Below are 22,403 nucleotides of genomic sequence, written 5' to 3' on the forward strand. Positions count from 1 at the left end.
GTACATCTCAATTATAAATTAAACCGATTTATACTTTTGCAGAACATAAATCGGTTTAAAAACTATAAAAGTGCTATGCCAATAACTAATTTAAAGTAGTCAAAGGGAAAACTATCAACTTCTTTTTACAAAGAAACTAGATTGTTTTGCAGTTCATAGTTGTCAATTTCAGTAGCTTTAAGTGAATTTATCCAATCCTCTTTTGTAATACTGTAATACACATCATGCCTACTTATGCCCGCAGCATCTACATAATGATTACGACGAATTCCCTCTTTTGTTGCACCTAATTTTTCGATTGCTTTTTGCGAACGGATATTTCGAGTATCCGCCCCAAATTGGATTCGGTTTAAGCGTAAATTAGTAAAACCAAAATCTAATAATAATGCTTTGGTGGCAGTATTAAGCCCAGTACCCCAAAAATGAGTGCCATACCAAGTCCAGCCAATTTCGGCTCTTTTATTTGTAGTATCAATTTTTCCAAAGCGTGTGCAGCCGGCTAAAGCTCCAAAATCTTTATCTACTACTAAAAAGGGAATAGCGGTATTGTTCTTTTTTGCTTGTAAGGTACTGTTTATGTAATCTTTTAAATCATTTGTATTTTTAATATAATGGCCCATAAATTCCCAAATGTCATTATTGAAAATTATTTCATTTAAGCCTTGTGCTGTTTGAATATTAAAGGGAATAAGTCTGACTCTTTCGTTTTCTAAAATCATGATATAATGAACCTCATTACTGAGGAGTTTTTTTAAGTTATAATTTACGCTATTTGAGATTTGAATACTTTAGGACAAGCCTTAAAGCCTTAAAGTTTTAATTTAGCAATGTTCCGTTCCGTTATAAATCCACATGGGCATGGTGGTGCCTGCAGTTACAAAATTCAATTTTTTGTAAAACGAAATGCTATTACCATCAGCAGTTAGCATTTGCATATGAAACTGCATATAATTTTTTTGTAGCTTTTGCATTACTAACTTACCAATGCCTTTATTTTGATATTCGGGCAAAACAAGCAAATGGGGGTAATAAACTACTAAATAGCCATCTGAAATAGCGTTTCCTAAGCCGATTAGTTTATCATTATCCCAAGCAGTAACTAATGAATGTGAATTCATTAGGGCCTTTTGTAACATTTCAGGTTTATCCGCAGCGCTCCATTTATTAGCTTTGTACAAATGAACAATTTGTGCTAAATCAATTTTTTTTGAAGTTGAAACTTTGATATTCATGATAAATAATTAAAAATTAGATAAAAAAAACCTCGTAGCTGAGCTACGAGGTCTATTAGATTTTATGCAATACTAATCATCCGTAACTCATTCGTAGAATGTACGTTTCATAGTTTTTTTCATTGTATTTAAAAATGCTGTTGTGATCATATAAAAACAAATATATAAATTTTTAATTTACTTGCATTAAAAAAAGCCAATAAATTAATTTATTGGCTTTTACTAAATTTGTCTAAATATTCTAGCCGAGATTTATTAAAGGTACGATACACACCCAAATTTTAAAGATAACTTTGTGTCAACTTTAATTTATTGCAGCTTAATAGTATAATAAAAGATATTAGTCTTTTTTTCTGAATTTTGCTAAAATTTCTTTCATGTGTTCGCCAGCAGCCTCGCGACCACCTAAACCATATGATAAAGCTACTGCCACAGCCACAGCACCTAAAACAAGCCCAAAAGCAAGTTCCACAATACTATTAGCAATACCCATTGTACGTAGTGAGATTGCTAAAAATAATGCTATAATAGCGCCTCGTGCAATAGAAGCTATAAATGTGTTATTTTCTGACTTGGATAATATGTTATAAAATAGTGTAGCAATAAAATTACCAATAATAAGAATAAGCAAGCCAAATAATATTTGCCCTGATAAATCAAGAATTGTTCGTAAAATATCATTTAGTTGTGATAATTCAAGAATTTCCACTCCTGTGATAATTCCGAAAAACACAATAAAGAAATATAACAACCCGCTCACTATTTTTGCAACAGATTGATCTTTTCCTATAACACTACTTAATTGTAATTTTTCAGCAAGGTTATCAATACCTAGACTTTTTAAAAGATCACCTACAAAATCAGTTAAATATTTACCTCCAATTACAAATAGTGCAATAATTATAAAGGAAGCTAGTATTTTTGGAAGCAATCCTAATACAGTATGTAAAATACCATTGGCAGGTTCACTTATGGCATTAATATTAAGTGCATTTAAAGCCTGTATAATAAAAGGAATAATAATTACAGCAAATACAATTTTTTGTAAAATATTGACAAATTTTGCAGTATCGCTAATTTTTAATTTACTAGCCAAGCTGCTTAGTAAGGTTGAACCCATACTGATTAAATTGGACACTACCTTGGCAATAATGTATCCAACAAAAGCTATTACGCCGGCTGCAATTAAATTAGGTAAAAATGCCAAAATTTCATTAAGCATATTTTTAATAGGATCTAACACGCTATCAAGTCCCAATTTGCTTAATACTAATAGTAATACAAAAATTAGTATTACGTAATAAAAAAGATTCGCAATAAAAACATTGATATTGGTGTTGCCAACTTTGTTTCCTAAAAGCTTATTGTCCCATTTTGATTTTTTTAAAACTTTGCGAATCAAATTTCGAATCACCTTAGCTACAATTAGCCCTATAATTAAAATAAGAATTGCAGCAACTAGGTTGGAAATTTTTCCAAGACCTATTGCGGCAAATGTTTCATTAAATGTTGTTGTAATTTTATCCATGATTTAAATAATTGATTATTAGACAATTAAATTTACTTAGAAAAAACTACTTAATCCTAATTATTTAAATATTTCGCAAGTTTATTTCCATAATCCGCAAAAATTATGGTTAAAGAGTTTATGAGGAATTGAAATATAAATTTTGCGTAACTTAAAAGAGAAATACCAGTCAAGCGATGGAAACTTATTTTTTTAGGGTGTATTGACTTGAATTTTGCTTAGTCAGAAATAGAAAATACCGATTCCAATTTTGCATTATTCCAATAGAATTTAGGAATTCTTATTTTTAAGTATAAAGGGATAAAGAACCATTTTTAATTTGCCGAATTAAAATGAGCCTTTAAAAATTCTACGTCAACATAAAAAAGAACCGTAGCACATGCGATACTTATTTTTTCTGATTTGTACAATTCCCAAACTCATCATTTTTATTTAAGATAAATTCATACAGGAAATGGTATTATTTTACTACAACAGATGTATTCTAAATAGAAAAACCTAATATGATTGTATTAGGTTTTTTTGTATCGTACGAATTTTAGAATAAGCTTGATTGGATAGGGAAGAGGTGTACTATTCTTTAAGTAACTCCTCCAGATTGACATCAGCTAATGAATTTACCACCATGTCGGGCTCAAAAGCGTATTTAATTAATGACTCTTTTTTGGTAATTCCTGAAAGTGTTAGGATGGTTTTATAACCCATTTGTATGGATCCTAATATATCAGTATCCATGGTGTCTCCTATAACAATAGTTTCATCGGTTGATAAGCCTAATTTTTTTCTTGCTGCACGCATCATCACAGGGCTAGGTTTTCCAACGGAAAAAGCTTTAATACCTGTAGCTTCTTCAATCATTCTTACAATAGCTGTAATTCCTAAATTATCCCAACCTTTTTTCTTTGGAGAAGGATCTAGATTTGTAGCAACCAATTTGGCACCTGAAAGAATCATATCTACAGCTTTATTTGCCATTTCCAGAGTAAAATTTCTACCCTCACCAATTACTACATAATCTGGGTCTTGAGTCACCATTGAATATCCATTTTCGTGCAGACTGGATATCAATCCACCTTCGCCTAAAACGTAGGCGGTACCATTTGGTTTCATAAAAGATAAAAACCAAGCAGTTGCCATGGCGCTAGTATACACGTTTTCCTCCTGTACGTGAATATCCATTGGTTTTAGTTTGTTTACTACATCAATGGCTGCTCTTTGGCTATTGTTAGTCATAAAAAGAAAAGGGATATTTTCTTCTTGTAATTTTGTAATGAATTCTTTTGCTCCAGGGATGGCGTTATTTCCGCTGTAAATAACTCCGTCCATATCAATTAAAAATCCTTTGCTCATTATTTTTACCTATTTGATAGATTTATAAAAGTAATACGAATATTATAAAGTAGAATGAAATTCATATTAATTATTCGTTTTGCACTTGCTTATTACGCTTTTGAACGACTTTTTGTTTGATCAATAGTAAGCGTTTATTAAAAATAATTATTTCAAATTGTAAATATAGTAATGGCGCTTATAGAAAGCTAAAAAAGTAAAAAGAGATTTATTGTAATTTCTTAGATCATTAATTAAAAAAAGGCTACCAAATTAATGATAGCCTTTTAATATATCGAGATTTCTATGGTTTAGAAATAAATTATTTTACTTGTGCAACAATAGCTTTGAACGCCTCTGGGTTGTTCATAGCTAAATCAGCTAATACTTTACGGTTAAGCTCAATATTATTGGCTTTCAATTTCCCCATAAACTGAGAGTAAGACAATCCTTCTTGTCTTGCTCCTGCATTTATACGGGTAATCCATAAAGCACGGAAAGTTCTTTTCTTATTTCTACGGTCTCTGTAAGCATAAGACATTGCTTTGTCCACCGCGTTTTTAGCTACTGTCCAAACGTTTTTACGACGTCCGAAGTATCCTTTTGCTTGTTTAAGCACCTTTTTTCTACGAGCTCTTTTGGCTACAGAATTTACTGATCTAGGCATAATTTTAAATTTTTTAGTAGCAGGCGATCTTTTGATACTTTCTTAAATAAATAACACTTTGACAGTTTAATTTATTTAGCCCGACTCCTGGGTTTATAATAATTTTAACCGATTGGCTAACTTAAAATTGAATTACTTTAAACGTAATTGTGTTAATATGTTAGCTTCATCATTTTTGTGCACTAATCCATCATGGGTTAATGCAAGCTTACGTTTTTTAGACTTTTTTGTTAAAATATGACTTTTAAACGCGTGCTTTCTTTTAATTTTACCAGTACCAGTAAGCTTAAAACGCTTTTTAGCACTAGATTTTGTCTTCATTTTAGGCATAATATCCTGTTTTTATATAAAAATCTCGCTATATCTATATACAATTATTTCGGACTGACAAAAATGCCAATCCAAAATAGATGGTGATAATTCTTTATCAGAATTATTTTGATTTTTTTGGAGCAATAAACATAATCATACGCTTACCTTCCAACTTTGGCATTTGCTCTACTTTACCTAATTCTTCCAGCTCCTGTGCTAACTTTAACAAAAGGATTTGTCCTTGATCTTTATAGATGATTGAACGTCCTTTAAAAAATACATAAGCTTTTAGTTTTGCACCTTCTTGAAGGAATTTTTCAGCATGTTTCTTTTTAAAGGCATAATCATGTTCATCCGTATTAGGTCCAAATCTAATTTCCTTAACAACAACTTTGGTTGCTTTTGATTTTAAGGCTTTATCCCTTTTCTTTTGTTCATAAAGGAACTTTTTATAGTCCATTATTTTACAAACAGGAGGAACTGCTTTAGGTGAAATTTCAACAAGATCAAGTTCTTGTTCTTCGGCCATACGTAAAGCTTTGCGTGTATCATATACACCAATTTCTACATTATCACCAACAAGACGTACTTGTTCTGCTCTTATGTATCGGTTAATCTTATGAGGATCTTCCTTTATTTCCCTAATAGGTCTTTTAGATCTTTTTCTTCGAATTGCTATGGCTAAAAATGTTTTAGTTAATATTAATTTATCCGTTAAAAACGACTAGTGTTTTTTCAATTTCTTTAGTGACAACTTCTGCGAAAGCTTCAATAGAAATACTTCCTAAGTCATCTTTACTACCATGTTGACGTACAGAAACTGTGCCATTTTTCTCTTCATTTTCTCCAATAATAAGCATAAATGGATATTTTTTCATTTCTGCTTCACGAATTTTTTTACCAATGGTCTCGTTTCTATTATCTACAAGTGCGCGAATTTCGTAATTTTCTAGTACATTTAAAACTTTTTCCGCATATTTTTCATATTTTTCACTTAATGATAATATAATTGCTTGTTCTGGCATAAGCCAAAGTGGGAAATTACCCCCAGTATGTTCTAAAAGAATTGCAATAAAGCGCTCCATACTTCCAAATGGTGCTCTGTGAATCATTATAGGTTGATGTAATTCATTGTCAGAGCCTTTGTATGTTAATTCAAAACGCTCAGGAAGGTTGTAATCCACTTGTATAGTTCCCAACTGCCAACTACGTCCTAATGCGTCTTTTACCATAAAATCAAGCTTAGGACCGTAAAAAGCAGCTTCGCCACTTTCAATAACGTAATCTAATCCTTTTTCTTGGGCTGCGTTAATAATTGCATTTTCAGCTTTTTCCCAGTTCTCAACACTTCCAATATATTTTTCAGGTTTTTTGAGATCTCTGACTGATACCTGAGCCGTAAAATTATCAAAACCAAGCGATCCAAATACGTAAAGTACTAAGTCAATTACTTTTTTAAACTCATTATCCAATTGGTCTGGAGTACAAAAAATATGTGCATCGTCCTGAGTAAAACCTCGAACACGCGTTAATCCATGGAGTTCGCCACTTTGCTCGTATCGGTAAACGGTGCCAAATTCGGCATATCGCTTAGGTAAATCACGATAAGACCAAGGACCACTTTTATAAATTTCACAGTGGTGTGGACAGTTCATGGGTTTTAACAAAAACTCTTCGTCGTCGGCAGGCGTTGTAATAGGTTGAAAGCTATCTTCGCCATATTTTGCGTAATGACCGCTAGTTTCATAGAGTTCTTTTTGACCAATATGTGGTGTTACTACCATTTCATAGCCCGCCTTTTTTTGTGCTTTTTTTAAGAAGTTTTCTAAACGTTCGCGTAAAGCAGCTCCTTTTGGTAACCATAACGGTAAGCCTTGGCCTACCCGTTTAGAAAAAGTAAATAACTCCAACTCCTTGCCTAATTTTCTGTGATCCCTACGTTTAGCTTCTTCTAATAATTCTAAATAAGCTTTTAAATCCTTTTGTTTAGGGAACGAAGTTCCGTATACACGTGTTAACTGTTTATTATTTTCATCACCACGCCAATAAGCGCCAGCAATGCTCATTAATTTAACGGCTTTTATGTAACCTGTATGAGGTAAGTGTCCGCCTCGGCATAAATCGGTAAACGTATCATGTTGTACAAATGTAATTGTACCATCTTCCAGGTTTTCAATCAATTCAACTTTGTATTCGTTGCCTTGTTCTTTATATTTTGCTAATGCCTCGTCTTTAGATACTGAGGTTAATTCAAAAGTGTGTTTTCCACGAGCTATTTCAAGCATTCGTTTTTCAATGGCGGCAAAATCTTTATCCGAAATTGTTTGATCCCCCAAATCAACGTCATAATAAAAGCCATTATCAATTGCGGGACCTATGCTTAATTTTACGCCAGGGTACAGTTGTTCTAAAGCTTGCGCCAAAACGTGGGCTGATGAATGTCTGAAAGCAGTTTTACCAGCTTCGTCATTCCAGGTATAAAGTGTTAAGTTACCATCGGTGGTTAATTGGGTGCTTGTTTCAATGGTTGATTCATTAAAGCTTGCTGAAAGCACATTGCGGGCAAATCCCTCACTAATATCTTTAGCAACATCCATGGCGGTGATACCGCTTTCGTAATTTCTTACCGATCCGTCTGGTAAAGTTATATTGATCATAAAATAATTAAGTTAATGGTAGCAAATATAATTACTATTTTTTTACTGTTTGTTGTGGTGAGAAGAAGATTTGCAGAATGATTTGAACTAATCGTATGATAAGATAAATACAGTCTATAAAAAACAGTTAGGCATAAAGAAATTTCATGAATCCATAAATAGTAATACAGGTTTTGCTAAATTTTCTACAAAAACAATGAAAACTCAAATGAACCATTATATGTTATCAATAATAGCCTACACAAAATTTGAATGGTTAAAGCAATAAACCATTAAAATTATTTAGCCACGAAAGCTCATATATATTTAGCAGCACAGCAAGTAGCGTATCAGGAGCTACAAATTTTATCAACACCTGGAGTAGCACAATAACAATTTCAAAATATAATAATGTGTAAGGTGAGCTAATAATTTAAAACCATCTCGTCAGTAAGTTCAAAATTTTTATTAAAAGAACGCCAGAAAAATCCTTTTGTAAAAAATATATAGTTTCCAAATTAGTATTTTTACAAGATAAGTTTCCAACCCATTTATTAAGATAAGTTTCGTTTTTAATATGACTAATAAACAAATTGTAATTATTGGAGCAGGTTTTGCTGGAATTTCAATGGCTAAATATTTGAAAAACAAAAAAGTGGATGTGCTTGTGCTGGACGAAAATAATTTTCACAATTTTCAGCCACTATTATACCAAATAGCCACAGGAGGATTGGAGCCATATAGTATTGCATACCCAGTAAGGCGTATTTTACGAGGATGCCGAAACATACGTTTTCGCATGGCGAAAGTAAATAGTATTGAAGCTAAAGACAATACTTTACATACCTCATTAGGAGTAATAAAATACGATCAATTAATTATTGCTACAGGGAGTAAAACAAATTTTTTTAATTTTAGTGAGGAAACAAAAAAACATTTACTGTCTTTAAAGAGTGTCCCAGAGGCTTTAGATATTCGAAGCTTTATTTTTCAAAATTTAGAACGCGCTCTTGTAAAATGGGAAGGTGAAACTGTCGATGAAATTATAAGTATCGCAATAGTTGGTGGTGGCCCAGCAGGTATTGAAGTTGCTGGTGCTATTGCTGAAATGAAAAAACATGTGATTCCGCGAGATTTTCCTGATTTAGATGTGTCTAAAATGAAAATACATTTGTATCAATCTTCTCCAAGGTTACTTAAATCAATGTCCGAAGAAGCCTCGTCAAAAAGTTTGGAGTTTTTAGAAGCCATGGGGGTGGATGTTAAATTAAATTCGCGTGTTACGGATTACGATGGTGATTTGTTAGTTTTAAAAACGGGCGAAAAGTTTAAAACAGATACTGTTATATGGGCAGCAGGAGTAAAAGGAACGCTAATTGAAGGATTGCCTGAAGATGTAATAATGCGAGGTGACCGTATAAAAGTGGATGAATTTAATAGGGTTGTTGGGAGTACTAATATATACGCTATTGGTGATGTAGCCAGCCACGTTACTGACACGAATGCTTACGGTTTACCCATGCTAGCGCCTGTTGCCCAACAGCAAGGCGAATTGTTAGCTAAAAATATGTTACTATCCTTAAAGGGAAAACAAATGACCCCTTTTAATTACCATGACAAAGGTTGTATGGCAACTATTGGAAGAAATAAAGCAGTGGTAGATTTGCCTAAATTTAAGTTTCAAGGAGCTTTTGCTTGGTATGTTTGGATGTTTGTACACATATTCTCACTTGTTGGATTTAGAAACAAATTGGTTGCTTTAATCGATTGGATGTCCAATTATTTCACCTATGATAGACCTTTAGGGTTAATTATCAGGCGCTTTGATAAAGATTAGTAAAAAAGTACCGCCTCATCAAATGTACGCCCTTTTATTTTTACATCGTAACGAGCTATAGGTACAATCAGATCATTAATTTCATTTTTCAAACCCTTATAAACTGACTTTCCTGAGCGGTCAAAGATCCAGATTTCGGGATTGCCAGTAATTTTTTTTAGGTATTTTACTTTTTGCAGGTTCACATGTTTTAAGTTAGACCTTTGAATGATATTTTTTGAAGTAATTCCTTCAGCGTACTTACAAAAAATATAACTATCCAATATTTTTGGATACACATGACTTTCAGCCTCAACAATTAAGCCGCCTGATAGCTGAATTATGACGTTATTGAATACAAAACCAGATTTGTCTTGTACTATCATATTTTTTCCAGTAATAATTATTTCTTCTCGTGTGTCGTATTCTTTTTTTAAGATATTTCCGTCGATAACTAAGTTACCTTCAATATTAGATAATTGCGCAGTCATATCAATGTATTTTTGAGCAAATACAAATGAACTTAGAAAAATCATGTAAACGCTTAAGGTAGTTTTTTGCATGTGGGGGTTCAATGTTTTAATAACAAAGTAAAAGTATTAAACAAAAAACAGGGTTCAAATTATTATGCACGCCTAACAAAAAACATAATATATATTTAATGTAAATTTAAATTTGTAGCCATTTTCAATGGTTTTTTTTCTTAAAAACAGATTTTTGAATTTGCCTTGTGTTACAATCTTTTGCCAGCATTGCTTACGGTAATTAATTTAAAATAGATTGCTAAGATAATTTTAAATGAGTTTTACGATATTGAAAAGGGGTACACCCAACAATTTTTTTGAATTGCTTATTAAAATAAGGAGTGGAATTGTAACCACATTCATAACCAATTTCTTTAATTGCGTAATCAGTATTTGCTAATAATTTTTTGGCTACATCAATACGTATTATATTTAGGTAATTTGAAAAGGTAGTGTGTGTTTCATTTTTAAAAAACCTACAAAAAGAAGAAATCGTCATATTTGCAATATCGGCACAGGTTTGAATATGAATTTCACGTTTGTAATTTTCCATTAAAAATTCGTGAATCTTTAACATCCTATTGGATTTAAAATAAAAGCTTTTTTTCAAATAATTTTCAGAAACTAAAGGTTGGTAGTCTGAAATACTTACTAAATTTAAAATTTTCAATAATTGTAATAATTGTTCAAACGGATTTAATTCTGGAATTTTACGTAATAAAAAATTAATTTCTTTTTTGTGTTTTCCCGTAATTTTAAGTCCACGTTCGGAATAATTAAGTGCTTTTCTTACACCTTTTAATTCAGGGACACTAACAAAAAAAGACCCGAAAATCTTTTTATTAAATTGCACATAAATCGATTCGCAATACTTGGTGGAATCTTCTTTTAAATAAATTTCATCCGGAATCCAAGCATGAGGTAACAAACCACCCAAAAGCACTAAATCGTCTTGTTCAAATTGACCCACATGATCTCCAACCAACAATTTACCAAAACCGCTAGTAATGGATAGTAATTCAATTTCAGGATGATAATGCCATGATCCACTAAAGTAAGGTTGTTTGTATATACCTGTGTGAAATGATGAATGTATTGGTTTTTCTATTTTTTCTAATGAAACAGAAATTTTATCAAACTGGCTCATGCTAAAGGTTAATTTAATATAATTTACAGCAAATTTAGTATAATTTTCTGCTACTATATTGTTATAGTTTTGTACTATATTATCAATTTATGAAAATTATTTTTCACTGTTTACTTTTATTTTTTTCGGGTATCCTTGCAAAAAATTTACCTGTTCGTAATGTTATCAATTTTAATGCAAATTGGAAATTTCATCTGGGGGATGTTGAGAATGCGCAGTCAACTGAATTTAATGACAATATGTGGCAAGTACTTAACCTGCCACATGATTGGAGTATTGAAAATGGATATCAAAAAGAAGGCAAAACGGCGTGTAGTACTGGTTTTGTAATAGGAGGAATAGGGTGGTATCGGAAAACATTCTCACTTTCTGAAAAAGATAAAAAAAAGAAAATACAAATTATGTTTGATGGGGTTTACAATAACTCCAGCGTGTGGATTAATGGTCATTTATTGGGTACTCGTCCTAATGGATACAGTACTTTTTCATATAATTTAACTCCTTATTTAAATTTTAAAAACAAGCAAAATATAATAGCAGTAAAGGTCAATCATGATGCCTATACAGATTCGCGTTGGTATACTGGATCGGGTATTTATCGAAAAGTAAGATTAATTAAAACTAACCCTTGTCATTTTAAATTGAATGGAATACATATACTAGCTAATAAAGTAGAAGAAAATATTGCAACTATAGTTGTAAACACAGATTTGGAAATTAAACCAGCTTCACCTAAAGCTAAATTTGATATTGAATACCAAATTTTTGATAGGTTAGGAAAATTAGTATTCACAAAACATCAATTAACAAATAAGAGTTTAAATACAAGTGTATTGGAACTGAATGATCCGATTTTATGGTCAGTCCAAGCACCTAATTTATATCATTTAAAAGTTAAATTAATTAATGTATATCCGCTTAGTGTCCATTTGCTGTAATGCTAGCTATTACTAGCCTGTCAAAGATTTTCTCTCCAAAATACCTTCTATTAAGTTTGTATACGCTTCAACAAATAGAGATTTTGACACGAGTAATTTGCGCTACACTTATACCTCTTTAACTGCTCCGTTTAGTACTATTGAGTATGACATGAATACTAAAACACAAAAAGTTTTAAAAGAACAGGAAGTGGTTGATCCAAATTTTGATAAAAGTAATTACGTTTCCGAAAGAAAATTTGCCACAGCCAGCGATGGCACAAAAATTCCAATATCACTTGTTTATAAAAAAGGCTTAAAAGTAAATAGTGAAACACCGTTGTTATTATATTCTTAAGGATCTTATGGTAGTAGTGCCGAACCTTATTTTAGTTCCACAAGACTCAGTTTATTGGACAGAGGATTTGTTTATGCTTTAGCTCATATAAGAGGTGGACAAGAAATGGGACGGTACTGGTACAAGGATGGCAAACTGTTAAAAAAGAAAAATACGTTTACTGATTTTATTGCGGCTGCAGAGCTATTAATTGAGCAAAAATATACAAGTCCTAAACATTTGTATGCAGAAGGTGGAAGCGCCGGAGGTTTATTGATGGGAGCCATTTTGAATATGAAACCTGAATTATGGAATGGCGTATTAGCTGCAGTTCCTTTTGTTGATGTGGTTTCTACAATGATGGATGAAACCATTCCGCTAACTACATTTGAATTTGATGAGTGGGGTAACCCTAAGGATAAAACATATTATAAATACATGCTTTCTTATTCACCTTATGATAATGTTACCGCAAAAGATTATCCTAATATTTTAATTACTACGGGGTATTGGGATAGCCAAGTACAATATTGGGAACCCGCTAAGTGGGCTGCCAAATTACGTGAATTAAAAACTGATGATAATTTACTTATTTTAGATACTAATATGGAAACAGGTCACGGTGGAGCTTCAGGTCGATTTGCTAGGTATAAACGTACCGCTCTTGAATATGCCTTTATGTTTGATTTGGAAGGGATATCGGAATAATAAATTAGAAAAAAGTACCGTTTAAAATTTAAGCGTATAAAATTAAACCTACGCCTAGCATAATGCCAAGCAAGGGGACTAATTTTTTACGCTTATTTTTTTCTTTAAAAATGATACCTCCAATGATTACTGAAATTAATATTTGGCTTCTTTTAATGGCAGAAAGTAGCATAATTAATGCTTCTGGATCTTGTAGTGCCTTAAAATAAAAATAATCTGCCATTTGCAATAAAATTCCAACGGCTGGTATGGACCAGCGCCATTTAAATTGTTGCCTTTTTTCTCCGTAAGGAAACCATGTAAACGATAAAAGTAATACAAGTATCAAAGTAGTGTAAAAACAAAACCAGAACTGCAAAGTTTGCGGATTTAAATGTAAGCTTTGTACTAAAAATTTGTCATATAATCCGCTTGAAGCACCTAAAAAGGTAGCAGCTATTATGGCAAAAATCCATTTGTTTTTCTTAAAAATAATGCCTTCTTTTTTCCCTAATTGAGAATAAATTACAACCGAAATTAAAATCAAAAAAAAGCCAATCCATTGCCATGAATTTGGATTTTCATTGTAAATAAAAAGTGCACCTAAAAAAGTAAAAAAAGGACCTGCGGATCTAATAGGAGTTACAATGGTTATAGGCAAATGTTTTAGCGCTTGGTAAGCTAAAATCCATGAGCTAGCCATGATTAATGACTTTATAAAAATAAAGCCATGAATTTTCCATAAAATAGGAGTAATGTAAAATCCTATTTCCTTGGCGTAATTTACGTTGTAAAACGATAGTATAGCCAAAGGGAGTAGTAACAAAAAACCGGCACTTATTGTTCCTAAAAGTACGGGGAAAACTTCATTGTTTTTTACTGCATGTTTTTTACACAAGTTGTGAAGCCCCAAAAATAAAGAAGCCAAAAGTCCTAAATACATCCACATGGGCGCGAAGATACTTTTAAAAATTTTTAAGCAAAATTTTTAAAGCTTTTTACGGGATTATAGCCTTATAATTTATGGTCTATTTTATAAAAAAATAAATTTAATAGGATTGAACAACACCATTTTATAGGTGTAAGAATTTATTATTTAGAAATTTTTGGTGTAGGAAAACAATAAAAAACGATGTAGCTAGCGGCAAAAATTATAATATACGTATTTTTAGTCAGACTTTTAAAGTATTATTTGCGTTAGACTTAAACATACAGTAATTTTAGGATATAATTAAGTTAACCAACAATGAAACAACTGATAAAAAACGAAGCAATTTGTTTATTCAATTGCCATGGAATTTCCTCCGTTTCCATGAAACAAATTGCAGATTCTTTAGATGTTAGTGAAGAGAATTTATGTGTTCACTATAAAACAAAAGAACTGTTACTAGCGTGTATTTATGAAGATATGTACGCCGAATCCCTACAATTTTCTGTTCCTCAGTATAGTCAAATTACACTACATCATTTGTATAATATATTATTGAGATACGAAAATTTACAGTGTAAATACACATTCTTTTTTAAGGAAATTGTTTATGCTGTTAAAAATTACCCCCTACTTGCTAAATTACATAACAAATCCAGCATACAAAGATTTGAAGAGGCTTATAGTCTAATCAACTATTACGTAGAGACAGAAAGGTTTATACCTCAAAATAGAATGTCTTGCTATAAAAAGTTGATTCATTCCATATGGATGATAGGTACTTTTTGGCAGTCACAACAACAAATTATTGATAGTGTTGATTATGTCGAAAATAAATATCATTTTGTAGATTTTTTATGGAATCTTTTATTACCATACCTAACGGAAAAAGGATTAGAAGAATATTACGAAATCAAAAATGCTTTTATTAGGTCTTACGACAATACTTATATTAATCAAAACGAAATAATTAATAGCTTGGTTGAAAAAAAAGAAGGGTAGCCATTATTAAAACTCGATCCAACTTTATGTATTTAAAACAATAACCAAATATTGATTATTATAAGATATCGAAAATTTTATGCTTAATAGCATAAATAACTAAACCAATGCGGTTTCGGGTATGTAATTTTTCGAAGAGAACATCCCTGTAACCGTCTATGGTTTTTGGACTTAAAAACATTTTTTCAGCTATTTGTTTGTAAGTCATTTCAGTACAAACCAATTTTAAAAATTCAATTTCTCTATCTTTTAATTGAATTTTTTTTGTATTACCATTTAACGAATTAACTAATAAATTTGACACATCTTTTGTGTAATAAAAACCACTGTTCATAAGCTCATGCAATCCTTTTTCTAGAATGGTTTTTTGAACGTCCTTTAATAAATATCCTTTAGCTCCTGCTTTAAGCATTTTTATTATAGTATCCTCATCATCTTCAACAGATAAAGCCAATACTTTTATAGAAGGGTATAATTGAGTAAGTTGTTTAGTGGTTTCTATTCCATTTAAAATGGGCATATTTACATCCATAAGTACAATATCTGGTAGTAATTTTTCGGATGCTATACGGTCTAGTAGTTCCTGACCGTTACTACACAGGTATTTAGTAGTAAATTGGTTAAAGGAATTTACCAAACTACTTATAGCTTGTGCAAGCAAAATGTAATCATCTACAACTACAACACTAATAGTTTTCATGAGTTATAAAAATAAGTTATAGTCAATTTTGTTCCTTCATTTAATAATGAGGTGATTTCGGATTTAGCTCCAATAAGTTGTGCTCGTTTATCAATATTACTTAATCCAATACCCCGATTATCAGTTTTTTCACTATTAAATCCGATACCATTATCACTAATACAAATTTGTAATTGATTATTGGTATAATTTAAAGTTAAGGATAATTCAGTTGCTTTTGCATGTTTTATAGTGTTTGAAAAAAACTCTTGTAAAATTCTAAATAAAACAGTTTCTACCTTTGAATCTAATACGTTTACCTTTCCTTCAATTTTTATGTTGGCTTTTAAATAATTTAAGCGATTAAATCTATTAATTTCTTGTTCCAATGCATCAACAAATGAAATGGCTTTTAAAGCTTCGGGATTAGCTAATTTAGACAGCACACGTAACTCGGTCAATGCTTTTGTGAGTGTTTTATCAACTAATTGTTTATCATCATCATTTTGAATTTGCAATTTAGCCAGCGTAATTAACTGTCCAATATTATCATGCAATTCCCAACTAATATTTCTAAAAGCTTCTTCTCTTATTTCAATTTTGGACGAGTTAATTTCTTTCTCGTAATGTTTCTCTGCTTCTTTTTGTTGGAGTAGTAATTTATTTTTTCGTTTTTGAAAAACAATAAATAAAGTAACTAAAACAATTGCAATTAAAATTGCAACTATTGAAAACATTAAAAACAGCTCATTTATTTGTTTTTCATCCATGTAAAACCTAAAATGTAACAAGTATAAGTCACCCAGTTCAATAAAGTTAAAATAATTGAATAACTTAACAGGCTTATATTTAGATATTTTTGAAAAAGAACTAATGGAAGCAAACCAACAAAGTAAATGATGTTCCCCATTGTAATCCAAAAGGGCAAATTGGTTTTTAATCCTAAAATTTTTTCGCTATTTAGCAATTGAAAGTAGTAAGAAACAGCATAAGTAATGACAGCCAAACAGGTTCCAAAATAACTTATAGTTTGTAGTGTTTCAGTAAATCCTTCTTTTACGAAAGAGATTCCCAACAAAATTAGATAAATAACCAATACTATGGCCAAAAGCTGATTTTTGTTTTTTAATACTGATTTATACCAAATAGTAAAAAACACAAAATAAAAAATTAATAAACTATTGTAAATAAATTGATTATTAATTTTAGTGATATAAGCCATGGTAGTTCCTAAAGTATCTACAAAAAAAACAATCCAAAAAAAATAGATAAATTTTCGCTCTGTAGTATGCTTGTACTTATTCCAAACTAAACTGATAGTAATAGCTGTTACTAATTCGACAAAATGAATACTGAGCAAAAAAAATTGGGGACTTTTCATGAATTGAATGTTTACTGTGTTTCTCTATTAAATCCTTAGGTATTTTAATTGAAAGAAAAATATCTAAGCAAGGGTTTCATTAATCATTTTTAATTAGTATTCATTAGTTTATTATTTAATTTTTTTTCTACGAACTTTAAAAGTAAAATTATATGCGTTTATTGAGCAAGCACGTTTTTAGGAGGGTGTCCTGATCCACCTAAGTTTAAAGCCTTAGCATTCTGCATATTTTCGCTTTTTTCATGATCTGATGTAGGAACTAAATTTGATTGTATATGACTTTTGCCACCAGGTATACTTGTAGTAGTTGGTACTGCAAATAAGGTAGTATACCCTATATTTTCGTTAGTATCAGGGTATACTCCAAAGTAAAAGCGTAAGCCTAATTCTTTATAACCTTCTTTATCCGCAGTTGCCTCAACATATTTAATATATTCTTTCATTCTCTCCAACGAAAACCAAACTTCTCTGGAGTCTTGCATTTTATAACCATCAAAACCAAGTGCTTTATTAATTATTGAATGGCGCGTTTTAATATAACGTTGTTCAAGTTGATGTGCTTCTTTCAAGGTAATTGTTCCCTCTGGAGCTTTAATTTCTCTAGCTTTATCTTCGCATGAGTTAAATGCCACCGCATTAATAAAAATTGCTATTAAAATTGTTCCATTAATTACTTTTTTAATTTTCATGATATTTAAGTTTATGGTTTTTGATAGGTGCAATGTATTTGCTTTTAGCAAGTTATAAAAGGGTGTTTTCCCCCTTTATGCATAGGAGAATCGCCATTGGATCTCCAAAAAGCACTTCGTTATATAAAGAAAAATTTAAATTATTTGGTAATAATTACCGTTCATTAGGCAGCAATACTTCTGATTTGTATAGTGTTTTCAAGAAAAAAAACAGAAGTATAACACTATTGATTATCAGTTTTTAAACTATTATAAATCATGACTTAACAAGCTAATTTTACTTCATTCAAATAATATAATTTAAAACTTAAAATTATGGAGATTAAGGAATTAAAATTAGATGACAGATCGGGGTATAAATTAAATTTACTTTCAAACTTAAATTATTATGGAAATTTAGATCCAAATATTTTTGGTAAACCAGTAAAAACTATCGTTTTTTCAAATACTTATGAGGAATTAAAATGTATTAGCTATCACCCAGAAAATAAGGAGTTAAGAGCTTCGGTGTTTATAAAAAATCAATCGGGCTATTTGGGAAGTCATTGTAAATCAGGAAGTACTGAATATGTAAGATTCTATATTGATTATAATAATGACAATAGCTGGGAAGATTTGGGACTTAGTAGCTTTAAAATTCATGACATTGAGGACCACAAAGGATTATGTTATGGCTTAAAATTAAAAATTAACCCAAAAATTACAAACAGTTGTGCACAAACTCCTGTGTTACCTAATGTAAGAGCTATTTTATCATGGAATATTGATCCTCCTGCTGAAACACCTAATTTTACTCCAGTTTGGGGATCTGTAATAGAAGCTAGGATTCAAATAGCGCCTAAAGCAAAGTTTCAAATTGATCCAATTTTAAAAAATCCAATTAGCATTAATAATACTTTAATTCCTACTGGACTCCCACCATTATCGTTTAGTAAGTTTAATAAAAAAATTGATTTAGCCAGTTTAAAAAAGGTATACAAAGATGTTGATGAGTCTAGATTGGCATCCATGGCATTAAAAAGTACAGTGCTTAATTACAAAGATATTATCTTAAGTAAAAAATTGATCAATGCTGCCAAAATTGACATTTCAAAAAAAGCGTTAACTATTTTAAAAACCCCAAAGTTCAATACCAATTATGAAGAGCTAAAATGCGTAAGTTTAAATAGAAAACTTAATGAATTGCATGCCGATATACATATTAAGAAAGCGTCAGGATACTCAGGCGATTTATGCAGCCAAGGGAGTAATGAATATGTTGCTTTTTATATGGACTTCGGAAAAGGGTGGAAGTTTATGGGAACTTCATCAGTTACGGTGTATGATATTAAAGATATTCCAAAAACAGGTCTTTGGTATAACACTTATTTGCCAATTGACCTTACTCCATGGCAAAAAGCGTATTGTAAAGAAGGTCGCGCAAAAGTGAAAGGCATCCTTTCATGGAATACACCTCCAACTGCCAATGATCCCAATTTTGTAGCTACCTATGGAGATTGGGAAATTTGTACCGTCGAAATTAAGCCTTTTTCTAAAAATATAGATGGTATTAAAAATCAACCATGGATTGAAAGCTTAGGTGGTGTAGATACTGATATTATTTTTCCAACTTCGGGATTGGCTGAAGGTGCTAGTGGTATGGGAAATAATATTCAAGCTAATTACAGCCCTTTTGATGGCAAAATTTACATTACTGGAGAAATTTTAAATCCATCTACCAATGCCAAATATAAAGTATTTTTAAAAGAGCCAGGGCAGTCACCATTGCCACTAAATAAAAACTTTAAAGTAGTACTTACCACTTGGGATACAGTAAACGGAACCAGAACCAGATCAACTGTTGCACAACAACCCGTGGGAGGCTATTATAATTATTTGCCAAAAACTACAGGAAATCTAATTAAACGTGTCAATGATGATATTTTAGCGGTTATCAATCCTACTAGTTATGGAATTCATGAAATTTATATTGAAAGTGAAACCGGAACTAAAAGTGACGCCATTTCATTTTTTGTAGATAAAGACAAACCAGAAGCTTCAATTAAAATTACAAGTACCGAAACTATACTACCTGGCGGTTGTAAATCATTTTCTGGTAAACAGCCTATTGAAGGGGGGTTTAGTGTTAAAAACGACCGACATTTGGGAGCTATTTCTTTAAAATTAGTACCCAATGGACAAAATCATGTAACGGCAACGCTTACATCATCATCTGATGCTGTTACCGTAAATGGAATAAGTATAAAATTTGATGATCAAGATAGTAATCGGGACTATTTTAATGGCACATTTTCTATAGATGCTACTAAATTAAAGCCATGTGGCTATGTTATTCACGTTATTGCAACTGATCGAACCATTGTAAATAGTAGTATTGTTGGGAAAAGGGCAATAAGTGAACATGTAGGTTTTATAATAAAATAAAATTTTCAAGTTTTCATAAAAAAGTGATGGAAGCTAATCCATCACTTTTTTATTAATTGTTTTACCAAGGTGCCTCCTTTTTTCATAATTTTTATGATATACTTTCCTGATGAAAGTTTGGAGATATCAATCCGTTTTCGTTTTCGTGAAAGTTCTTTTGCTTCAATAACTTCACCATTGGGGCCTAATACACTTATATTTTCTAAAATCATGACTAAAAGGTTTATTGTTTGCTTATTAGTCTATAATTTATGTAAAAACTTAAATTATTTTAACTTTTTTAACGAAGTTTGTTTTTTGTATAATTATTCCTACTTTTAAAAACTCAATATATTTATAAATAATTAGTAATTAGTTAATTAAGTATTATTGAGTGAAATTATTTCCTAATGATTTTAACAGTTGAATCTGAGCCAATTTTTATTATTGCAGAAGGTTTTTTATGTTTACTATTTAAAGGAGTTTTACACACATAATCCACCAATTTTATAAGTTCTGGATTAATATCTTCAAAAGTTTTAGGTGTAGGGTTTCCGCTAAAATTGGCTGAAGTTGAAACTAAAGGCTTTTTAAATTTTCGAATTAGTTTTCCAACAAAAGGATCTCTAACTACTCGGATTCCTAAAGAATTATCTGAAGCAATGATGTTTTCGGCAACTCTTATCGGATTATCATAGATAATAGTTGTTGGTTTTTTGGCATATTTCAACACGTCGTAAGCTACTTCAGGAACTTCTTCCACGTATTGTTGTAGCATTTTAAAGTCGCTGACTAAACAAATTAATGACTTGTCTGCACCACGTTGTTTTATTTTATTTAATTTATCAATGGCATCACTATTTACAGCGTCGCAACCTAATCCCCATACGGTATCAGTAGGATATAAAATAATTCCTCCGCGTTTTAAGTGAGTAATAATGGTTTCCGTTTCTAGTTTAAGATCAATCATGCACAAAAAATTAATGAGCTACAAAAATACTTAAAAGTCTACATTTTTGACCTATATTTCAAAAGAAGGGAAGGTACTGTAGTGTAATTGTTCGTTAAGTATGCTTAAACTAATTTTACACATATTGTTACTAAAAAGGAAATTCTATTAGATCCAATTCAAGCATCAGGGGATAAAGAACTTTTTTTTACTAGAAATAAAATTTTAGAAATGGATTAAACGTCTTGACTAAGTAATTTTATAATCAGTACCAATTTTTTTTATAACCGCTTCTATATGCTCAGCCAATTCAATGCTTTTAGCATGTGTCATCACAGGACTTTCTAACTTTTTTTCATTAATTAAAGATTGCATGTGCATTGCTTCAAATTGATACCCATTTCCTTGCTCATACTTTGGGTAAGTAGTTTCATTGCCGTTTTTATCTACAATTTTTAATTCAGTAGGGCCATAAAATTGAGGACCTAAAATTGCTGATCCATTTTCAAATTGAATTTCCACTGAGGTGGGTGTATTCTCGCGTAAGCTACTAAATAGATGCGCCTCAACTGAATTGTGGTAAGTAAATTTCATGGTACAGCTTTCATCAACCCCAGTAGTTCCTATGACTGCGTTTGTAGAAATTGAATCAGGTTTTCCTAGTAGTGTCAAACAAGCATAAATAGGATAAATTCCAATATCAAAAATACTTCCACCACCTAGTTTTTTATCAAATAACCGACTCATAGGATCAAAGTCAGATTTAAATCCGAAATCAGCCTTTAATTGTGTAATTTTCCCCAAGCTCTCGGAAACGACAAGCTCCTTTAAACGGGTAAAATTAGGTAAAAAAGTAGTCCACATTGCTTCCATGAGCAAGCAATTATTATCAATAGCAATTTGACATAGCGTTTTAACTTGGGCGACACTCATGGTCATGGGTTTTTCACATAAAACAGCTTTTCCATTTTCAAGACATAATTTTGCGTTTTCAAAATGAAAAACATGTGGCGTAGCCACGTAAATAATATCAATTTCAGGATCTTCTGCCAAAGCTTGATAGTTATTATAAGCTTTTTGAGCTCCGTATTTTTCTTTAAAAGCTGCAGCTTTTTCGTGGTTTCGACTAGCAACTGCTAACAATTTTGCATTAGTTACAAACTGTAAATCGCTAGCAAAAGTGTTGGCAATATTTCCTAAACCTAATATTCCCCAATGTATTTGTCTTGTAGTACTCAAC

The 22,403-nt window shown here is 31.3% G+C and carries 22 protein-coding genes and 1 pseudogene; 5 read left to right on the forward strand and 18 right to left on the reverse strand.

The genetic code is table 11. From position 1 onward, the window contains the following. Positions 1-125: 125 nt before the first annotated feature. From GMC_RS0112470 to thrS, 8 genes are all read right to left on the reverse strand, one after another. A complete protein-coding gene (locus GMC_RS0112470; protein WP_010522453.1) occupies positions 126-719 on the reverse strand; it encodes a GNAT family N-acetyltransferase in 594 nt (197 codons plus the stop codon). A 102-nt stretch (positions 720-821) separates the two neighbouring features. After that, a complete protein-coding gene (locus GMC_RS0112475; protein WP_010522454.1) occupies positions 822-1,232 on the reverse strand; it encodes a GNAT family N-acetyltransferase in 411 nt (136 codons plus the stop codon). Between the two features lie 340 nt (positions 1,233-1,572). Beyond that, complete coding sequence (locus tag GMC_RS0112480) at positions 1,573-2,760, reverse strand: mechanosensitive ion channel (protein ID WP_010522455.1); 1,188 nt, start codon at positions 2,758-2,760, stop codon at positions 1,573-1,575. Between the two features lie 573 nt (positions 2,761-3,333). After that, the gene (locus GMC_RS0112485; protein ID WP_010522456.1) at positions 3,334-4,110 is read right to left on the reverse strand and encodes an HAD-IIA family hydrolase; all 777 of its coding nucleotides are present in this window, start codon (positions 4,108-4,110) and stop codon (positions 3,334-3,336) included. 301 nt (positions 4,111-4,411) lie between these two features. Beyond that, complete coding sequence (gene rplT, locus GMC_RS0112490) at positions 4,412-4,756, reverse strand: 50S ribosomal protein L20 (RefSeq protein ID WP_010522457.1); 345 nt, start codon at positions 4,754-4,756, stop codon at positions 4,412-4,414. Positions 4,757-4,888: 132 nt separating this feature from the next. Further along, positions 4,889-5,086, reverse strand: coding sequence for a 50S ribosomal protein L35 (rpmI, locus tag GMC_RS0112495; protein WP_010182162.1), 198 nt, complete (start codon positions 5,084-5,086; stop codon positions 4,889-4,891). Positions 5,087-5,189: 103 nt separating this feature from the next. Next, on the reverse strand, positions 5,190-5,714 hold the full coding sequence (gene infC, locus GMC_RS0112500; RefSeq protein WP_094766294.1) for a translation initiation factor IF-3: 525 nt from the start codon (positions 5,712-5,714) through the stop codon (positions 5,190-5,192). A 61-nt stretch (positions 5,715-5,775) separates the two neighbouring features. Further along, positions 5,776-7,725: a threonine--tRNA ligase gene (thrS, locus tag GMC_RS0112505; protein WP_010522459.1), complete on the reverse strand. Its 1,950-nt coding sequence runs from the start codon at positions 7,723-7,725 to the stop codon at positions 5,776-5,778. Positions 7,726-8,281: 556 nt separating this feature from the next. On the opposite strand from thrS, the gene GMC_RS0112510 reads away from it, so the two are divergent. After that, positions 8,282-9,541, forward strand: a complete 1,260-nt coding sequence (locus GMC_RS0112510; RefSeq protein ID WP_010522460.1) for an NAD(P)/FAD-dependent oxidoreductase — start codon at positions 8,282-8,284, stop codon at positions 9,539-9,541. Here the strand turns inward: GMC_RS0112510 and GMC_RS0112515 are convergent. Both GMC_RS0112515 and GMC_RS0112520 read right to left on the reverse strand, forming a co-directional pair. Next, the gene (locus GMC_RS0112515; RefSeq protein WP_010522461.1) at positions 9,538-10,083 is read right to left on the reverse strand and encodes a hypothetical protein; all 546 of its coding nucleotides are present in this window, start codon (positions 10,081-10,083) and stop codon (positions 9,538-9,540) included. The two genes, GMC_RS0112510 and GMC_RS0112515, sit on opposite strands and share 4 nt — an antisense overlap. A 220-nt stretch (positions 10,084-10,303) precedes the next feature. Continuing rightward, positions 10,304-11,191 carry an AraC family transcriptional regulator gene (locus GMC_RS0112520; protein ID WP_010522462.1) on the reverse strand — a complete coding sequence of 296 codons (888 nt, stop codon included), beginning with the start codon at positions 11,189-11,191 and terminating at the stop codon, positions 10,304-10,306. Positions 11,192-11,280: 89 nt separating this feature from the next. Here GMC_RS0112520 and GMC_RS0112525 point away from each other — a divergent pair, with 89 nt between their 5' ends. Then, entirely contained in the window at positions 11,281-12,129 is an 849-nt protein-coding gene (locus tag GMC_RS0112525; RefSeq protein ID WP_010522463.1) for a sugar-binding domain-containing protein, read from the forward strand. A gap of 61 nt (positions 12,130-12,190) precedes the next feature. Then, positions 12,191-13,153: pseudogene (locus GMC_RS19895) on the forward strand (prolyl oligopeptidase family serine peptidase); the annotation flags it as partial. 28 nt (positions 13,154-13,181) lie between these two features. On the opposite strand, the gene GMC_RS0112540 reads toward GMC_RS19895, so the two are convergent. After that, on the reverse strand, positions 13,182-14,081 hold the full coding sequence (locus GMC_RS0112540; RefSeq protein ID WP_010522466.1) for an EamA family transporter: 900 nt from the start codon (positions 14,079-14,081) through the stop codon (positions 13,182-13,184). Positions 14,082-14,378: 297 nt separating this feature from the next. On the opposite strand from GMC_RS0112540, the gene GMC_RS0112545 reads away from it, so the two are divergent. Next, positions 14,379-15,062, forward strand: coding sequence for a TetR/AcrR family transcriptional regulator (locus GMC_RS0112545; RefSeq protein WP_010522467.1), 684 nt, complete (start codon positions 14,379-14,381; stop codon positions 15,060-15,062). Positions 15,063-15,120: 58 nt separating this feature from the next. Here the strand turns inward: GMC_RS0112545 and GMC_RS0112550 are convergent, their stop codons facing one another. From GMC_RS0112550 to GMC_RS0112565, 4 genes are all read right to left on the reverse strand, one after another. Then, positions 15,121-15,762 (reverse strand): response regulator transcription factor, encoded by a 642-nt coding sequence (locus tag GMC_RS0112550; RefSeq protein WP_010522468.1) that lies wholly within the window; start codon positions 15,760-15,762, stop codon positions 15,121-15,123. Beyond that, positions 15,759-16,511 (reverse strand): sensor histidine kinase, encoded by a 753-nt coding sequence (locus tag GMC_RS0112555; RefSeq protein WP_010522469.1) that lies wholly within the window; start codon positions 16,509-16,511, stop codon positions 15,759-15,761. The genes GMC_RS0112550 and GMC_RS0112555 overlap by 4 nt, the downstream gene beginning before the upstream one ends. Beyond that, the gene (locus GMC_RS0112560) at positions 16,493-17,122 is read right to left on the reverse strand and encodes a hypothetical protein (RefSeq protein ID WP_010522470.1); all 630 of its coding nucleotides are present in this window, start codon (positions 17,120-17,122) and stop codon (positions 16,493-16,495) included. The genes GMC_RS0112555 and GMC_RS0112560 overlap by 19 nt, the downstream gene beginning before the upstream one ends. Positions 17,123-17,280: 158 nt before the next feature. Next, positions 17,281-17,811 carry a hypothetical protein gene (locus GMC_RS0112565; RefSeq protein ID WP_010522471.1) on the reverse strand — a complete coding sequence of 177 codons (531 nt, stop codon included), beginning with the start codon at positions 17,809-17,811 and terminating at the stop codon, positions 17,281-17,283. A gap of 315 nt (positions 17,812-18,126) precedes the next feature. Here GMC_RS0112565 and GMC_RS0112570 point away from each other — a divergent pair, with 315 nt between their 5' ends. After that, positions 18,127-20,235, forward strand: a complete 2,109-nt coding sequence (locus GMC_RS0112570; protein WP_010522472.1) for a hypothetical protein — start codon at positions 18,127-18,129, stop codon at positions 20,233-20,235. 41 nt (positions 20,236-20,276) lie between these two features. On the opposite strand, the gene GMC_RS21335 is transcribed toward GMC_RS0112570, so the two are convergent. The 3 genes from GMC_RS21335 to GMC_RS0112585 all read right to left on the reverse strand — a co-directional run bounded on the left by GMC_RS21335 (position 20,277) and on the right by GMC_RS0112585 (position 22,402). Then, positions 20,277-20,462, reverse strand: a complete 186-nt coding sequence (locus tag GMC_RS21335; RefSeq protein ID WP_498365825.1) for a T9SS type A sorting domain-containing protein — start codon at positions 20,460-20,462, stop codon at positions 20,277-20,279. A gap of 152 nt (positions 20,463-20,614) precedes the next feature. Beyond that, complete coding sequence (locus tag GMC_RS0112580) at positions 20,615-21,184, reverse strand: L-threonylcarbamoyladenylate synthase (RefSeq protein ID WP_010522474.1); 570 nt, start codon at positions 21,182-21,184, stop codon at positions 20,615-20,617. A 228-nt stretch (positions 21,185-21,412) separates the two neighbouring features. Next, the gene (locus GMC_RS0112585) at positions 21,413-22,402 is read right to left on the reverse strand and encodes a Gfo/Idh/MocA family protein (protein WP_040472545.1); all 990 of its coding nucleotides are present in this window, start codon (positions 22,400-22,402) and stop codon (positions 21,413-21,415) included. Position 22,403: the final 1 nt, after the last annotated feature.

The sequence above is a fragment of the Aquimarina agarivorans genome (assembly GCF_000218485.1).
GTDB lineage: Bacteria > Bacteroidota > Bacteroidia > Flavobacteriales > Flavobacteriaceae > Aquimarina > Aquimarina agarivorans.

Excerpts from the sequence above, each read along its gene's own strand:
- GMC_RS0112470 (WP_010522453.1), bottom strand. The coding sequence starts at position 719 with ATGATTTTAGAAAACGAAAGAGTCAGACTTATTCCCTTTAATATTCAA.
- GMC_RS0112475 (WP_010522454.1), bottom strand. The coding sequence starts at position 1,232 with ATGAATATCAAAGTTTCAACTTCAAAAAAAATTGATTTAGCACAAATT.
- GMC_RS0112480 (WP_010522455.1), bottom strand. The coding sequence starts at position 2,760 with ATGGATAAAATTACAACAACATTTAATGAAACATTTGCCGCAATAGGT.
- GMC_RS0112485 (WP_010522456.1), bottom strand. The coding sequence starts at position 4,110 with ATGAGCAAAGGATTTTTAATTGATATGGACGGAGTTATTTACAGCGGA.
- rplT (WP_010522457.1), bottom strand. The coding sequence starts at position 4,756 with ATGCCTAGATCAGTAAATTCTGTAGCCAAAAGAGCTCGTAGAAAAAAG.
- rpmI (WP_010182162.1), bottom strand. The coding sequence starts at position 5,086 with ATGCCTAAAATGAAGACAAAATCTAGTGCTAAAAAGCGTTTTAAGCTT.
- thrS (WP_010522459.1), bottom strand. The coding sequence starts at position 7,725 with ATGATCAATATAACTTTACCAGACGGATCGGTAAGAAATTACGAAAGC.
- GMC_RS0112510 (WP_010522460.1), top strand. The coding sequence starts at position 8,282 with ATGACTAATAAACAAATTGTAATTATTGGAGCAGGTTTTGCTGGAATT.
- GMC_RS0112515 (WP_010522461.1), bottom strand. The coding sequence starts at position 10,083 with ATGCAAAAAACTACCTTAAGCGTTTACATGATTTTTCTAAGTTCATTT.
- GMC_RS0112520 (WP_010522462.1), bottom strand. The coding sequence starts at position 11,191 with ATGAGCCAGTTTGATAAAATTTCTGTTTCATTAGAAAAAATAGAAAAA.
- GMC_RS0112525 (WP_010522463.1), top strand. The coding sequence starts at position 11,281 with ATGAAAATTATTTTTCACTGTTTACTTTTATTTTTTTCGGGTATCCTT.
- GMC_RS0112540 (WP_010522466.1), bottom strand. The coding sequence starts at position 14,081 with ATGTGGATGTATTTAGGACTTTTGGCTTCTTTATTTTTGGGGCTTCAC.
- GMC_RS0112545 (WP_010522467.1), top strand. The coding sequence starts at position 14,379 with ATGAAACAACTGATAAAAAACGAAGCAATTTGTTTATTCAATTGCCAT.
- GMC_RS0112550 (WP_010522468.1), bottom strand. The coding sequence starts at position 15,762 with ATGAAAACTATTAGTGTTGTAGTTGTAGATGATTACATTTTGCTTGCA.
- GMC_RS0112555 (WP_010522469.1), bottom strand. The coding sequence starts at position 16,511 with ATGGATGAAAAACAAATAAATGAGCTGTTTTTAATGTTTTCAATAGTT.
- GMC_RS0112560 (WP_010522470.1), bottom strand. The coding sequence starts at position 17,122 with ATGAAAAGTCCCCAATTTTTTTTGCTCAGTATTCATTTTGTCGAATTA.
- GMC_RS0112565 (WP_010522471.1), bottom strand. The coding sequence starts at position 17,811 with ATGAAAATTAAAAAAGTAATTAATGGAACAATTTTAATAGCAATTTTT.
- GMC_RS0112570 (WP_010522472.1), top strand. The coding sequence starts at position 18,127 with ATGGAGATTAAGGAATTAAAATTAGATGACAGATCGGGGTATAAATTA.
- GMC_RS0112580 (WP_010522474.1), bottom strand. The coding sequence starts at position 21,184 with ATGATTGATCTTAAACTAGAAACGGAAACCATTATTACTCACTTAAAA.